Source organism: Tenacibaculum sp. IB213877, assembly GCF_034043975.1.
Taxonomy (GTDB): domain Bacteria; phylum Bacteroidota; class Bacteroidia; order Flavobacteriales; family Flavobacteriaceae; genus Polaribacter.
On sequence record NZ_JAXCHH010000013.1, the window covers coordinates 1 to 13,466 of the forward strand.

At 31.7% G+C, this 13,466-nt stretch carries 15 protein-coding genes; 5 read left to right on the top strand and 10 right to left on the bottom strand.

What is annotated here, in order from left to right:
- Positions 1-283: integrase core domain-containing protein (locus SLH33_RS12270; protein WP_320419409.1), on the top strand; the 283-nt coding region annotated here is incomplete at its 5' end.
- Positions 284-344: 61 nt separating this feature from the next.
- Here SLH33_RS12270 and SLH33_RS12275 read toward each other — a convergent pair.
- A complete protein-coding gene (locus SLH33_RS12275; protein WP_413818268.1) occupies positions 345-1,106 on the bottom strand; it encodes a UDP-2,3-diacylglucosamine diphosphatase in 762 nt (253 codons plus the stop codon).
- A 92-nt stretch (positions 1,107-1,198) separates the two neighbouring features.
- On the opposite strand from SLH33_RS12275, the gene SLH33_RS12280 reads away from it, so the two are divergent.
- On the top strand, positions 1,199-1,645 hold the full coding sequence (locus SLH33_RS12280) for a nucleoside deaminase (RefSeq protein WP_320419410.1): 447 nt from the start codon (positions 1,199-1,201) through the stop codon (positions 1,643-1,645).
- A gap of 82 nt (positions 1,646-1,727) precedes the next feature.
- Here the strand turns inward: SLH33_RS12280 and SLH33_RS12285 are convergent, their stop codons facing one another.
- On the bottom strand, positions 1,728-2,216 hold the full coding sequence (locus SLH33_RS12285) for a methylated-DNA--[protein]-cysteine S-methyltransferase (RefSeq protein ID WP_320419468.1): 489 nt from the start codon (positions 2,214-2,216) through the stop codon (positions 1,728-1,730).
- Between the two features lies 1 nt (position 2,217).
- Positions 2,218-2,982, bottom strand: coding sequence for a TatD family hydrolase (locus SLH33_RS12290; protein ID WP_320419411.1), 765 nt, complete (start codon positions 2,980-2,982; stop codon positions 2,218-2,220).
- A gap of 41 nt (positions 2,983-3,023) precedes the next feature.
- On the opposite strand from SLH33_RS12290, the gene SLH33_RS12295 reads away from it, so the two are divergent.
- Positions 3,024-3,503: a retropepsin-like aspartic protease gene (locus SLH33_RS12295; RefSeq protein WP_320419412.1), complete on the top strand. Its 480-nt coding sequence runs from the start codon at positions 3,024-3,026 to the stop codon at positions 3,501-3,503.
- A 53-nt stretch (positions 3,504-3,556) separates the two neighbouring features.
- Here the strand turns inward: SLH33_RS12295 and SLH33_RS12300 are convergent, their stop codons facing one another.
- Together SLH33_RS12300 and SLH33_RS12305 are read right to left on the bottom strand one after the other, a co-directional pair.
- Entirely contained in the window at positions 3,557-4,744 is a 1,188-nt protein-coding gene (locus tag SLH33_RS12300) for a pyridoxal phosphate-dependent aminotransferase (protein ID WP_320419413.1), read from the bottom strand.
- Between the two features lie 13 nt (positions 4,745-4,757).
- Complete coding sequence (locus SLH33_RS12305; protein ID WP_320419414.1) at positions 4,758-5,849, bottom strand: acyl-CoA desaturase; 1,092 nt, start codon at positions 5,847-5,849, stop codon at positions 4,758-4,760.
- 118 nt (positions 5,850-5,967) lie between these two features.
- Between SLH33_RS12305 and rsmG the strand changes: the two genes are divergently transcribed.
- A complete protein-coding gene (gene rsmG, locus SLH33_RS12310; RefSeq protein ID WP_320419416.1) occupies positions 5,968-6,597 on the top strand; it encodes a 16S rRNA (guanine(527)-N(7))-methyltransferase RsmG in 630 nt (209 codons plus the stop codon).
- A gap of 12 nt (positions 6,598-6,609) precedes the next feature.
- On the opposite strand, the gene SLH33_RS12315 is transcribed toward rsmG, so the two are convergent.
- From SLH33_RS12315 to pruA, 3 genes are all read right to left on the bottom strand, one after another.
- Complete coding sequence (locus tag SLH33_RS12315; RefSeq protein WP_320419417.1) at positions 6,610-7,842, bottom strand: DEAD/DEAH box helicase; 1,233 nt, start codon at positions 7,840-7,842, stop codon at positions 6,610-6,612.
- Positions 7,843-8,131: 289 nt separating this feature from the next.
- On the bottom strand, positions 8,132-9,262 hold the full coding sequence (locus tag SLH33_RS12320) for a hypothetical protein (protein WP_320419418.1): 1,131 nt from the start codon (positions 9,260-9,262) through the stop codon (positions 8,132-8,134).
- 171 nt (positions 9,263-9,433) lie between these two features.
- Complete coding sequence (gene pruA / locus SLH33_RS12325; RefSeq protein WP_320419419.1) at positions 9,434-11,062, bottom strand: L-glutamate gamma-semialdehyde dehydrogenase; 1,629 nt, start codon at positions 11,060-11,062, stop codon at positions 9,434-9,436.
- 132 nt (positions 11,063-11,194) lie between these two features.
- On the opposite strand from pruA, the gene SLH33_RS12330 reads away from it, so the two are divergent.
- Positions 11,195-11,905 (top strand): NRDE family protein, encoded by a 711-nt coding sequence (locus SLH33_RS12330; protein ID WP_320419420.1) that lies wholly within the window; start codon positions 11,195-11,197, stop codon positions 11,903-11,905.
- On the opposite strand, the gene SLH33_RS12335 is transcribed toward SLH33_RS12330, so the two are convergent.
- Positions 11,902-13,041, bottom strand: a complete 1,140-nt coding sequence (locus tag SLH33_RS12335; RefSeq protein ID WP_320419421.1) for a DUF3667 domain-containing protein — start codon at positions 13,039-13,041, stop codon at positions 11,902-11,904. The two genes, SLH33_RS12330 and SLH33_RS12335, sit on opposite strands and share 4 nt — an antisense overlap.
- The gene (gene apaG, locus SLH33_RS12340) at positions 13,041-13,427 is read right to left on the bottom strand and encodes a Co2+/Mg2+ efflux protein ApaG (RefSeq protein ID WP_320419422.1); all 387 of its coding nucleotides are present in this window, start codon (positions 13,425-13,427) and stop codon (positions 13,041-13,043) included. Before apaG ends, SLH33_RS12335 begins: the two co-directional genes overlap by 1 nt.
- Positions 13,428-13,466: the final 39 nt, after the last annotated feature.

Genomic DNA, 13,466 nt, shown 5'->3' on the forward strand with positions numbered 1-13,466 from the left:
TCACTCAGATAGAGGATTGCAATACTGCTCAGAAGTGTATCAAAGAGAATTACTCAAAAATAATATCATACCTTCTATGACTACTGGTTATGACTGTTATCAAAATACTTTAGCTGAAAGAATCAATGGTATTTTAAAAAATGAATTTTTAATCTATAAATATAACAACAAACAAGAACTAGACATTTTAATTAAAGAGTCTATTGAAACTTATAATAACTCAAGACCACATTTAGCTCTTAATATGAAAACACCTAACTTTTTACATAACAAAAACCTGTGAAGTTAACTTCACAGGTTTAAATCTATTTTTATTAAAATCTGTCAACCTATTTCAGGACAACTCAATATTCTTTTAGTTCAAATGATTTTCCGTCAAAAACAGCATAAGTAAAATAATGTATCCAGTCTCCTAAGTTTAGGTATTTGCTTTTTTCTTTAAGCTGAATGTTTAAAGGCAAGTGTCTATGACCAAAAACAAAATAGTCATAATGTTTGGTTTCTAATCTTCTTTTGCAATATTGAACCAACCATTCGTTTTCTTCACCTAAAAATTTGAAGTCTTCTTCTCCGGAAATGAGTTTGTTTTTAACCGACATATATTGACCTAGTTTCACTCCCAAATCAGGATGTAACCAGCGGAATAGCCACTGAAAAGGTTTAAAAGTGAATACTTTTTTCATTCGCTTGTAACCTTTGTCATGCGGACCTAATCCGTCACCATGACCGATTAAAAATAATTGGTTGTTGATTAAAAATTCTTGAGGTGAATGATATACAGGAATATTCAATTCTTTTTCAAAATAATCATGCATCCATAAATCATGATTTCCTACAAAAAAATAAATGGGAATTCCACTATCTCTTATTTCTGCTAGTTTTCCTAAAACTCTTACAAATCCTTTAGGAACGACGGTTTTATACTCAAACCAAAAATCGAACAAGTCACCCAATAAAAAAATAGCTTCGGCGTCTTCTTTTACTTCATTCAACCAGTGAACAAATTTTTGCTCTCTAGGAAAACTGGCTTCAGCAGTTGGCGCTCCTAAATGTTGATCAGAAGCAAAATATATTTTTTTATTTTCGGAAATAGTGATTGAAATCAAATCAAAAAATTTTGGTAAAAATAACCATTTTAGCAAGATACCAAGCGCATAAATTTTAGTTACATTTGTTTTACGTGCTAATCTTAAATGCAATGAATCCTTTTAACGATGAATATTTTATGAAAAAAGCCTTACAGGAAGCAGAAATTGCTTTTGATAAAGGTGAAGTTCCTGTGGGAGCTGTTATCGTGTTAAAAGATCAAATAATAGCAAGAGCTCATAATTTAACCGAAACGTTAAATGATGTTACAGCACACGCAGAAATGCAAGCCTATACATCAGCATCTGATTTTTTAGGAGGAAAATATTTAAAAGATTGCGTGTTATACGTTACGCTTGAACCTTGTCAGATGTGTGCAGGAGCAAGTTATTGGGCGCAAATTGGTAAGATTGTTTACGGAGCAAGTGAACCAAAACTCGGTTTTAGTGTTTTGAAAACCAAATTACATCCTAAAACTAAGGTGATTTCAGGAGTTTTAGAAGAAGAATGTAGTTTTTTATTAAAGAAGTTTTTTGTTGAAAAACGAAATTTGAATTAATAATCGTCATTGCGAGGAGTGAAGTGACGAAGCAATCTTTATAAAAAGATTCCTGCCTTCGCAGGAATGACACAGTAGCGAGTTAAAACAAAGTCTGTTGTTTTTGTAGCACACCTTCGTGTTCTAACAACCATTTTTTACGCCAAATTCCACCTGCATATCCTGTTAAAGAACCATCAGAGCCAATTATTCGGTGACACGGAATAATGATTGAAATTGGATTTTTTCCATTTGCTGATGCCACAGCTCTAATTGCTTTTATATCGCCAATAGCTTTGGTTTGCTCTAAATAACTTCTTGTTTTATTAAAAGGAATATTTAATAACTCTTGCCAAACTTTTTGTTGAAAGTCGGTGCCTTGTGGATTCAGTTTTACCTCAAATTCTTTTCTTTCACCTGAAAAATATTCATCTAATTGCGAAACACAATTTTGTAGCGAATCTGGAATTTTAACTTCATTTGTCACTTCGAGCGTAGTCGAAGCATCATCAAACAAAATAGATTGAATACCATTTTCATCTCCTTTTATTTCAAGGATTCCGATAGGTGATTTGTAATATGTTTTCTGAATGTCAGACACCAAAAACTTCTTTAGAATTCTGAGTAGTAATTTCGGAAATTTCTTCGAAAGAAAGTCCGTAAATATCAACCAATTTCCCCACCACTTGTTCTATGTAGCTGCTTTCATTGCGTTTTCCTCGGTATGGAGTTGGCGCTAAATACGGTGAATCGGTTTCTAAAACGATGTGTTTTATGTCAATTTGATTCAAAAACTTGTCGATTTTACCATTTTTAAAAGTAACTACACCACCAATTCCTAATTTCATGTTGTAAGAAATGGCTTTTTGAGCTTGTTCTAACGTTCCGGTAAAACAGTGGAAGATTCCGAACAAATCATCACTTTTTTCTTCTTCTAACACTTCAAAAATTTCATCAAAAGCATCACGACAATGAATGACTATTGGTAATTTTTTCTCTTTCGCCCAACGAATTTGAGTTCTGAAAGCTTCTTGTTGTTGTGGTAAATGTGTTCTGTCCCAATACAAATCAATACCAATTTCACCAATAGCATAAAAGTCACGTTTATCTAACCATTCTTTAACGTGTGCTAATTCTTCTTTGTAATTATCTTTTACAGAAGTTGGATGTAAGCCCATCATCAAAAACACATCGTTTGGATAGTTTTTTTCTAAATCCAACATTCTGTCAGTATAAGAACTATCAATTGCGGGAATAAAAAAACGAGATACACCTGCTTCTTTGGCGCGTTGTATCATTTCGTTTCTATCTTCATCAAATTGTTCTGAATATAAGTGGGTATGTGTATCTGTAATCATATTTGTTTTGCCGTATCTTTGCGGATGCAAAAGTACGAGAAATGGCAAGTTTGAAAAAAGTATTACGTAAAAAGAAGTACGTACGCATTAAATTAAAAAAGATTGTAACCAATCATTTAGAGGTAACTGCTAAAATAAACGGAGTTGAAGGGAGATTTATTTTAGATACGGGAGCCTCGAACTCGTGTGTTGGGTTAGATTTAAAGGAGTTTTTTAAGCTTACATCTGAAGAAAGTGAAATTAAAGCTGCTGGTGCAGGAGCTACGGATATGGAAACTCATAAGTCTGAAAATAATACCATAAAGATTGGCGGTTGGAAGTTGAATAATTGTCATTTAGTATTGTTTAATTTAATGCATGTGAATACAGCTTTAAAACAACATAATGCTGATGAAGTGCATGGAATTATTGGTGCAGACGTGTTAGAAAAAGGAAAAGCTTTTATTGATTATGATAAAAAGGTGTTGTATTTGAAAAAAGTAAAAAAGAAGAAGTTACGAAAGTTAGAGCTTCCTTTTTAAGATAAAAAAATCCCGAGTTTTGCTCGGGATTTTTGTTTGATATATTCAAGGGTTTAACTTAAAACCTCTTTAATTCTTTTAATTGCTTCTCGTAATTGTAATTCAGAAGCTGCGTATGAAATTCGAATACAATTAGGTTCTCCAAACGCATCACCGGTAACCGTTGCTACATTAGCTTCTTCTAATAATAACATAGAAAAATCGTTAGCATCCTTGATTTCTTTACCGCGAATGGTTTTTCCGAAGAACGAAGAAATATCTGGGAAAATATAAAAAGCACCTTCTGGTACGTTTAATTTAAATCCGTCGATTTTTCCTAATAAATCTAAAACAATATCTCTACGGCTTTTAAATTCATTAACCATGTATTGAACCTTGCTAGGATCTGCTAAAACAGCGGTGATAGCCGCACGTTGCGCAATACAGTTGGCTCCAGAGGTAATTTGTCCTTGCATTTTAGTACACGCTTTTGCAATCCATTCCGGAGCACCAATGTAACCAATTCTCCAACCTGTCATGGCGAATGCTTTTGCTAATCCGTTTACGGTAATGGTACGATCGTACATGTTTTCAATAGCTGCAAAACTAAATGGTTTTGTTCCGTAATTGATATGTTCGTAAATTTCATCTGAAAGGATGAAAATTTGTGGATGTTTTTCTAAAACTTTGGCCAAAGCTCTGTATTCTTCCTCGCTATAAATACTTCCACTAGGGTTGTTTGGTGAGTTGAAGAAAATCATTTTTGTTTTTGGTGTAATAGCTGCTTCTAATTGCTCAGGAGTGATTTTAAAATCCGTGTCAATAGAAGAAGGAATCTCAACAAATTTAGCCTCACAAAGCATTGCAATTGCTGAATAGCTTACCCAGTAAGGTGCAGGTAACAAAACTTCATCACCAGGATTTAACAATACTTGGGCAACATTTGCAATAGATTGCTTAGCTCCGGTTGAAACTACAATTTGATTTGGGTTGTACGTTAAATTGTTATCACGTTTAAATTTAGTACAAATGGCTTCTTTTAACTCTACATAGCCGTCTACTGGTGTATACGAATTGTAGTTTTGGTTGATAGCTTCAATAGCAGCTTCTTTGATAAAATCAGGAGTATTGAAGTCGGGTTCTCCTAAACTTAAACTGATAATATCTTTTCCTTCTGCTTTTAATTTGCGCGCTTTAGCAGCCATAGCTAAAGTTTGCGAAACGGGTAAATTGTTAATCCTGTTAGAAAGTGGATGTGACATTGTATTGTGTTATTTATGCTAGTTGAGGTTTTTTTCCTAATTCACCAATGTGTTTAAAGTGCTCAATAATAGCTCTTCTTGTGGTGTTGTATTCATGATACGGTAAGTTAAATTCCTTGGCCGTTTCTTTTACAATTTTAGCTATTTTTTTATAGTGAATATGTGAAATATTCGGAAAAATATGATGCTCTACTTGATGATTTAATCCGCCTGTATAAAAATTGATCAACCAGTTTTTAGGAGCAAAATTCGCAGTGGTGTATAACTGATGAATTGCCCAAGTATTTTTCATATTACCTTGTTCATCTGGTAAAGGCATTTCTGTTTTAGGAACAATATGTGCTAATTGAAATACTACACTTAAAATGATGCCTGCAGTATAGTGCATTGCAAAAAAACCAATTAATACTTTCCACCAGGCAATATCCATCACTATAATTGGCAATACAATCCATAGTAAATAATAAGCTATTTTAGAAACAACCAATTTGGTCCATTCTGTAGCTGGATTTGGAAATTCACCATAAGAAAGTTTACGCTTTAAATAGTTGCGCATTTGCTTAAAATCGGTAGTTATTGCCCAGTTTATAGTCAGTAATCCGTATAAAATTGGCGAATAATATTTTTGATATTTGTGTATCCAATACCATTTTGCATGTTCAGAAAAACGGATAATTCTACCCGCATCAATATCCTCATCATGGTCAGGAATGTTAGTGTATGTATGATGTAATACATTATGTTGTACTTTCCAGTTATACACGTTTCCTGCTAAAATATAAATGCTACTTCCCATTAATTTATTTACCCACTTTTTGGTAGAAAATGACTCATGGTTAGCATCATGCATTACATTCATGCCCACTCCAGCCATACCAACACCGACTATTATAGTTAATAATAAAAGTACCCATTGTGGCATGCTTACAGTTAGCATAAGGATAAAAGGAATTAAAAAAACAGCAAACATAATTATTGCTTTTGAGTATAATTTCCAGTTACCGGTACGTTTAAGATTGTTTTCTTTAAAATATTGGTTTACACGTTTATTTAGCGTTCTAAAAAACTTTGCTTTGTCTATTCTTGAAAATTGTACGTTCTTCATGTCTCAGTTTAAGTTTGTAAAAATAACTCTTTTTGAAACATCTTATTTTACTAATTCTAATTTTTAAGGATATTTTTTGATAATTTGTTTGTTATTTTTGCCGCTGAAAGAATATATTATGGAAATCATTTTAAAATACTTCCCTGATTTAACAGAAGATCAAATAGCAAAATTTGCTAAATTACAAGAGTTGTATCAAGATTGGAACCTGAAAATAAACGTAGTTTCTCGTAAAGATATTGACGAATTATACTTACGTCATGTGTTACACTCTTTAGGTATCGCAAAAGTAATGCAGTTTAAGCCAGGAGCAAAAGTGATGGATGTTGGTACAGGAGGTGGTTTTCCTGGAATTCCGTTAGCTATTTTATTTCCAGAAACAAAGTTTCATTTGGTAGATTCTATCGGTAAAAAAATTAAGGTAGTAAATGAAGTTGCTGAAGGATTAGGATTGGAAAACGTAAAAACTACTCACGGACGTGTGGAAGAAGTTAAAGATACCTACGATTTTATTGTGAGTAGAGCCGTGGCACAAATGGAAACTTTTCATCGTTGGGTAAAAGATAAAGTAGCCAAAAAACAAAACCACGAATTAAAAAACGGAATTTTATACTTAAAAGGAGGTGATTTAACCGAAGAGTTAGAAAAATTTCCTAAAGCTACGATTTACGATTTGCCAAATTATTTTGATGAAGACTTTTTTGAAACCAAAAAAGTGGTGCATTTACCAATAAAATATAAAGGATAAGAAAACGCTGATTTAGTACCAGCGTTTTTTATTTTTTTTAGAAGCTTTTGATTTCCTACTTTTCTTATTTGTGCTAATTGTGTTTGGTTGTTTTTTAGGTTTTGGTTTTGCTAACGGAAACGGATGATCTTCAATTACTTTTATCTTTTCTTGTAATAATTCTTGAATGGTTTTGATGTATGTAATTTCATCAGCACTACACAAAGAAAATGCTATCCCCGATTTTCCTGCTCTACCGGTACGTCCAATTCTGTGTACATACGTTTCTGGTATGTTTGGTAAATCAAAATTAATAACAGCATCTACTTTGCTAATATCAATTCCGCGAGCAGCAACATCTGTAGCAATTAAGATGTTTACCTTTTTATTTTTAAAATCTTCAATAGCTTTGTTACGTAGGTTTTGCGTTTTGTCACCATGTAAGCTAGTAGCTTTATAACCATTTTTAAGTAAAGTTTGTTCTAGTTTATCAACTCCAAACTTGGTACGTCTAAAAATGATGATTTTTCCGTTAATAGTGTTCCGTAATAAATGCAAACATAAATCTGTTTTGTTTCTTTTAGGAACATAATACAACAACTGACCAATTTTTTTAGCGGTTGCTTCAGACGGGTTGATTTCTACTTTTTTAGGATTATGAAGTATAGTTTTTGATAGTTCCACTATTTTTTCGGGCATTGTTGCAGAAAATAATAACGTCTGTTTTTTACGCGGACACAATTCTTCTATTTTCTGAACATCGTTTATAAAGCCCATATCTAGCATTAAATCGGCTTCATCTAACACAAAGGTTTTTAAAAAACGCAAGTCGACATTTCCTTGTTTGTGTAAATCTATCAACCTACCAGGAGTGGCAATAAGAACATCTACTCCTTTATTCAAAACATCTTTTTGAGGTTCTAAAGAAACACCACCATACACAACCGTAGTTCTTAAATTGGTGTATTTGCTATAGGTTTTAAAATTTTGCTCAATTTGTAAAGCTAGTTCACGAGTTGGACTTATAACTAAGGCTTTAATTTTCTTTTCTCCCTTTTTAGCGTCTTGCTCGTCAAACAATTGCTCAATAATGGGTAATGCAAAAGCAGCGGTTTTACCTGTACCCGTTTGTGCAGATACAATTACATCTTTTTTAGCTAAGATTAATGGTATTGCTTTTTCTTGCACCAAAGTAGGTGTGTGGTATCTTTCTTCAGCTATTGCTTTTAAGATGGATTTATGTAATGGTAAGTCTGAAAACTGCATACATTATTTTTTTACAAAGGTAGATTAAAAGAAGGTACAGCAAATGAAAAACTTCATTTTAAAATGATGCATTTGAGGTTTTAATTCTATCAATTTAAGCAAAATTTACTCTTTTTAAGAGTTAAAGTTATATTGAGATTAAAAAAATTCATTATAGGTTGATATTCTAAATATAATTTTTTTAAAATCACTCGAACAGACATTTAGTTTTGTTGTTATAGAGTGCTTATGCTTTTTTTAGATAAAAGAAGAAACGTACGATCTATAAAAAATAGGTATAAGCATTTGTCTAAAATATGTAACTAAGTTTAAAACTTAGACTACTAAAACTAGATGAATTATTATGAAGGTTAATACTATCTGATAATTTAGTATTTATCTTGGGTTGATATTCAAATATAAGATCAATTTTTTGATTCAATAAATAGATGTATGACCCTACATTTATATTGTAAATTAATTCATTGCTAAGAGTGTAATGTCTTGAAGGGAGATCTAAATATTTAGAAATTAATTTGACTGAAGAATTTGAACTTAAGAGGAGGCCACCTGAAATCCCAAAATAAGGTGTAATGAGTTTACTTATGTTGTTAATTGTGTAGTTTGCTCCTATTGTTAATTTAGTGAATTGAGTACTGTTTTTTATATAGTAGTCAATATCATTTATTTGGTAATTCTTTCTAAAAAAATAATCTATAGATAAATTAGCGTCTAACTTTTCTTGAAATATATTAGAAAAAATATATACTTTGCCACCTACAAAAGTGAAATTTTTATCAGAGCCTTCAATAGAGAATGGTTGATTATAATCCGTTTTTAATTTCATTAATCCAAAAGATAGCCCAAATTTGACTTTTTCTTTTGGTCTGTTTGATTCTTTAATCACTTCATCAGCAAATTGAATTTTAGATGATGTATCGCAAGTGTTATAAATATTAATAATTTTTTTAAGGTTGCTTAAAATAAGAGATTTTCTTTTGTTATATAGTTCATTAGTAGCTGCCTTACATTTATTTATAAACAAAGAAACTTCACCAGTTTTAAAAACAAACTGTAATCTTTTCTCATCTTTTTTTATATTTTTTAACCCTAACTCATTATTTTCTAAGTAGTAATTTTTCTTGTCTTTGTATAGTGACAAATTTCCATTTATAATTTTAAGAAATAAATACTTTTTAAATTTATAGTTTTTAACTAGATATGTTTCTTTATTAATGAATACTTTATTTACATCCTGAAAAGAAATTAATAAATTATTTTTTTTTGTTTTAATTCCTTTGATTAAATCATCTTCGTATACAAATGTTCCTAAAGTTTTTATTTCTGTCTTATCTGATTTAATGATTGTTATATTCTTAAATTCTTGTGAATAAGAATTTAAGCAAAAAAGAAATATTATTAAAAATATCACATTTTTCATAGCATGAATTTGATTAAAATTTAGTTGCTAAAATAAAACAAAAAATGAGCTTTCAAAGAAATGAATTCTTTTCTTTGTATACTTTGTTAATAAAAAAACCAACCTCAAATGAGATTGGTTTTTTGTTTTTATGATGAGATTCCGCATCAAGTGCGGAATGACATTTCTTTTTTATTCTCCTAAAAACGGATAACGATAATCTGATGGAGAAACAAACGTTTCTTTAATTAAACGAGGCGATACCCAACGTAATAAGTTTTGTGCAGATCCTGCTTTATCGTTCGTTCCAGAAGCTCTTGCTCCACCAAACGGTTGTTGTCCTACCACAGCGCCTGTTGGTTTGTCGTTAATATAGAAGTTACCAGCACAGTTTTCTAAAGCTTTCGTAGCTTCTGCAATGGCATATCTATCCGTAGAGAAAATAGCTCCTGTTAATGCGTACTCAGACGTTCCGTCAACTAATTCTAAGGTTTTGCTCCAATCAGCATCTTCATACACATAAATTGTTACTACGGGTCCGAATAACTCAGTTTCCATAGTAGTGTATTTTGGATTGGTAGTTAAGATAACGGTTGGCTCAATAAAATATCCTTTTGATTTATCGTAGTTACCTCCGGCAATAATTTCAGCGTCAGCATCGGCTTTTGCTTGATCGATATACTTAGCTAATTTATTGAATGATCCTTCATGAATCACCGCTGTAATAAAGTTGCTTAAATCTTCTGGAGATCCCATTTTAAAAGAAGCAACATCTTCTTTTACGAAGTCTAATACTTCATTTGCCATCGATTTTGGTAAATATACTCTTGAAGCCGCAGAACATTTTTGTCCTTGGAACTCAAAAGCACCACGAACAATACCTGTAGCTACTTGTTTTGCATTCGCTGATGGATGCGCCACGATAAAGTCTTTACCTCCAGTTTCACCTACAATTCTTGGATACGTTTTATAGGTGTGAATGTTTTCACCAATTTTCTTCCAAAGTTCTTTAAAAACAAACGTAGATCCTGTAAAGTGTAAACCTGCAAAATCAGGAGAACTTAACACAGCTTCTGTAATTTCAACAGGATCACCCATAATCATATTAATAACTCCGTTAGGTAAGCCAGCTTCTTTAAACACTTCCATAATTACTTCAGCAGAGAAAATTTGGCTGTCCGAAGGTTTCCAAACTACGGTATTTCCCATCATAGCTGCAGATGCTGGTAAATTAGCAGCAATGGCAGTAAAGTTAAACGGTGTAATTGCGTAGATAAAACCTTCTAAAGGTCTGTACTCAACACGATTCCAAATTCCGTCATCAGAGTTTGGTTGTTCTGCATAAATTTCAGTCATGTACTCTACGTTAAAACGTAAAAAGTCAATTAACTCACAAGCGGCATCAATTTCTGCTTGATGAACTGTTTTTGACTGTGCAATCATAGTTGCAGCATTGATTTTTGCACGGTATGGACCAGCAATTAGATCAGCAGCACGTAAAAAGATAGCAGCGCGTTGTTCCCAAGGCATTTGTGCCCAGTTTTTACGAGCTTCTAAAGCAGCGTCAATCGCTTTTTCAGCATACGCTTTTCCTCCAGTATGATATGTTCCAACCACATGTTTGTGATCGTGAGGAGGAGTCATATTTTTAGTATCTCCGGTTCTTACTTCGTCGTTACCAATGTACATTGGCACGTCAACAGAACCGTTAAAATATTCTTTATACTGTTTTAAAACGGCTTCTCTTTCTGGTGAACCCGGAGCATATCCTTTGACAGGTTCGTTAACCGCTACAGGCACATTAAAAAAACCTTTTCCCATGGTTGTTTGTTTATTGTTTTTATTAAATTAATTTTGAGGTGTAAATGTACAATTTTTAACTGATACTTTCTGTAACGTTTGTTGCAGAATACTGACCTAAGGTTTGATAAATAACTTGTAAATCCTCAATAAATGTGCACAGTAACGTTACTCCCTCTTGCTAATAACGATTTTATTTTAACATCGAATAGAGATGAAAGTCCGAAAAGAAAAACGATTCCGCCTCAAAAATATGTTGAGAATGGAGTGGAACTATTTTTTCCGAAGGATGAGTTAGCAGGTGGTACATGGATTGGAATCAGCGAAAAAAAACGATTGATTTGCTTGTTAAATGGTGGTTTTGAAAAACACCAACGACAAGAATCGTATAACATGAGCAGAGGAGTTATTGTAAAACAATTGTTGCAGGTTGATAATCCGGTGGAAATTATTGAGCATTTTGATTTTAATAATATTGAACCGTTTACCATTGTGTTGGTGGATTGGTCAAATAGTTTATATGCTTATGAATTGGTGTGGACTGGAGTAGAAAAACATTTTAGTAAGTTAAAAAATAAACCTCATATTTGGTCAAGTTCTACGTTGTATACTGATGAAATGAAAGCGTTACGTAAAACATGGTTTACACAGTGGTTGGATGAAAATCCGGAGTATACTCAACAAGATATTTTAGAGTTTCATCAAGATGAAACCAAAGGAAATTCAGAAATTTCTTTAAAAATGAAACGTAGCTATGTTGAAACTGTAAGCATTACTTCGGTACAAAAGAAAGAAAAAAATGTAGCTATAACTTATCTTGATTTTATTTCTAATACTAATTTTTTGGAGGATAGTGTCTTTTAATACAATGCAAAAGCAATTAAAGACATAGCAAGCATTCCGAATAATGAAAGTGTTAAATAAATTATATTAGCTAAAGTATATTTTAGAAAAGTTTTGAAATAACCTTGATTGTAAAAATTTTTCATTGCAACAAATAAATATACAAGAAAAAGAATTATAAAAAGTATAATTATATTAGGTGTAGCTATAAAAAAGTTAATTATAATGAAGAAAGTAAAGAGCAGGAAAAATACTGTTTGAATATGAAAAACAAATACTAAATGTTCTACATAAGAAAACTTTTTTCGAACATAAATTAAAAATAAAAACAAGGTAAAAATAGGAAGTAAAATAAACAGCGCTATAGAAGTATATGAGATTATCTGATTTATGTATTTTTGATTTGCATCTTCGGTTGATATCATGCTATTAGCAAAGCCAGATCTGGAATACCAAAAGCGATTTGAAAAGGTTTTTTCATAACCTAAACTGTCTAGCGCCTTATCTATATTCATATGTGGATGCTTTTTTTGAAAAAGCATAAAAGATTGCATTTTATCAGAATCGCCAAAAGAAAAGCTAAAATTACTTTTGTCGTTACTTAAAATAGAATCTTTTTCTTTTTTAGTAAGAATGTTATTTTTAACTAAAATATTCAAAGAATCTTTTTTGTTTTTGTTTTTTTCTAATTCATTGTAAAACTGATTTTGAAAAGAATCGTAATCAAAGTTGTGTTTGCTAGTTTCTATCCCGTTTTCATTTATAGTAAAACTGGTAGAACTTCTAGAAGATGAGTCTCCGTTTGATAAATTTTTAAAAGCGGTATAACTATTTAAAAGTCCTATTATTAAAAAGAAAACAATAGATATAGTTATGTAAAAACGAAAAGGGTTTACATATCTAGCGCGTTTTCCTTCAATATAATCTTTTGATACTTTTCCGGGTTTTGTTAGTAAAGGAAAAAGAGTTTTCCAAAACTTGGCATCCCAAGAGGTAAAGCCATTAAAAACCTCTTTTGTAAAGGATGTAAAAGTTAGTTTTTCTGTTTTGTTTTTTTGTCCGCAATTTGGGCAATAAAGTTCGTGTCCAAAAAAAGGATATCCACAATTTAAACAGGTAAGATTATGAAATGTAATGGGTTTGTTTTTTTTAGACATTAGTTTAATGTAGTAGTTGTGGTTAATTGAAATGTAGGAATGGTTACTAAAAACTCTTCATTGGTAGTTAGGTTTAGCATTTTATAATTACCTAACATGGCTCCTGTTGATGAGCGTAAAAAACAGTTAGATCTGTAATTGTATTTTTCTTTAGGTAATATAATTGGAGTTTCTCCCACAACACCTTTTCCTTCTACATACTCAGTAATATTAAGACTGTCTAAAATAGTCCAATATCTTTCTAGTAATTGTACTGGGTCTTTAGAGTTGTTTTCAATAGATACAAAATAACTAAAGGCGTGATAGTTTAATCTATCACGGGCAACTATTCCGTTATAAAGAGATTTAACGGAAATTTTAATTCCTTTTGTTATTTGTTGAAACATACAATAAATGTAAAAGTTTTTATTGAATGATACAATAGA

Excerpts from the sequence above, each read along its gene's own strand:
- SLH33_RS12280 (WP_320419410.1), top strand. The coding sequence starts at position 1,199 with ATGAATCCTTTTAACGATGAATATTTTATGAAAAAAGCCTTACAGGAA.
- SLH33_RS12290 (WP_320419411.1), bottom strand. The coding sequence starts at position 2,982 with ATGATTACAGATACACATACCCACTTATATTCAGAACAATTTGATGAA.
- SLH33_RS12295 (WP_320419412.1), top strand. The coding sequence starts at position 3,024 with ATGGCAAGTTTGAAAAAAGTATTACGTAAAAAGAAGTACGTACGCATT.
- SLH33_RS12300 (WP_320419413.1), bottom strand. The coding sequence starts at position 4,744 with ATGTCACATCCACTTTCTAACAGGATTAACAATTTACCCGTTTCGCAA.
- SLH33_RS12305 (WP_320419414.1), bottom strand. The coding sequence starts at position 5,849 with ATGAAGAACGTACAATTTTCAAGAATAGACAAAGCAAAGTTTTTTAGA.
- rsmG (WP_320419416.1), top strand. The coding sequence starts at position 5,968 with ATGGAAATCATTTTAAAATACTTCCCTGATTTAACAGAAGATCAAATA.
- SLH33_RS12315 (WP_320419417.1), bottom strand. The coding sequence starts at position 7,842 with ATGCAGTTTTCAGACTTACCATTACATAAATCCATCTTAAAAGCAATA.
- SLH33_RS12320 (WP_320419418.1), bottom strand. The coding sequence starts at position 9,262 with ATGAAAAATGTGATATTTTTAATAATATTTCTTTTTTGCTTAAATTCT.
- pruA (WP_320419419.1), bottom strand. The coding sequence starts at position 11,062 with ATGGGAAAAGGTTTTTTTAATGTGCCTGTAGCGGTTAACGAACCTGTC.
- SLH33_RS12330 (WP_320419420.1), top strand. The coding sequence starts at position 11,195 with ATGTGCACAGTAACGTTACTCCCTCTTGCTAATAACGATTTTATTTTA.
- SLH33_RS12335 (WP_320419421.1), bottom strand. The coding sequence starts at position 13,041 with ATGTCTAAAAAAAACAAACCCATTACATTTCATAATCTTACCTGTTTA.
- apaG (WP_320419422.1), bottom strand. The coding sequence starts at position 13,427 with ATGTTTCAACAAATAACAAAAGGAATTAAAATTTCCGTTAAATCTCTT.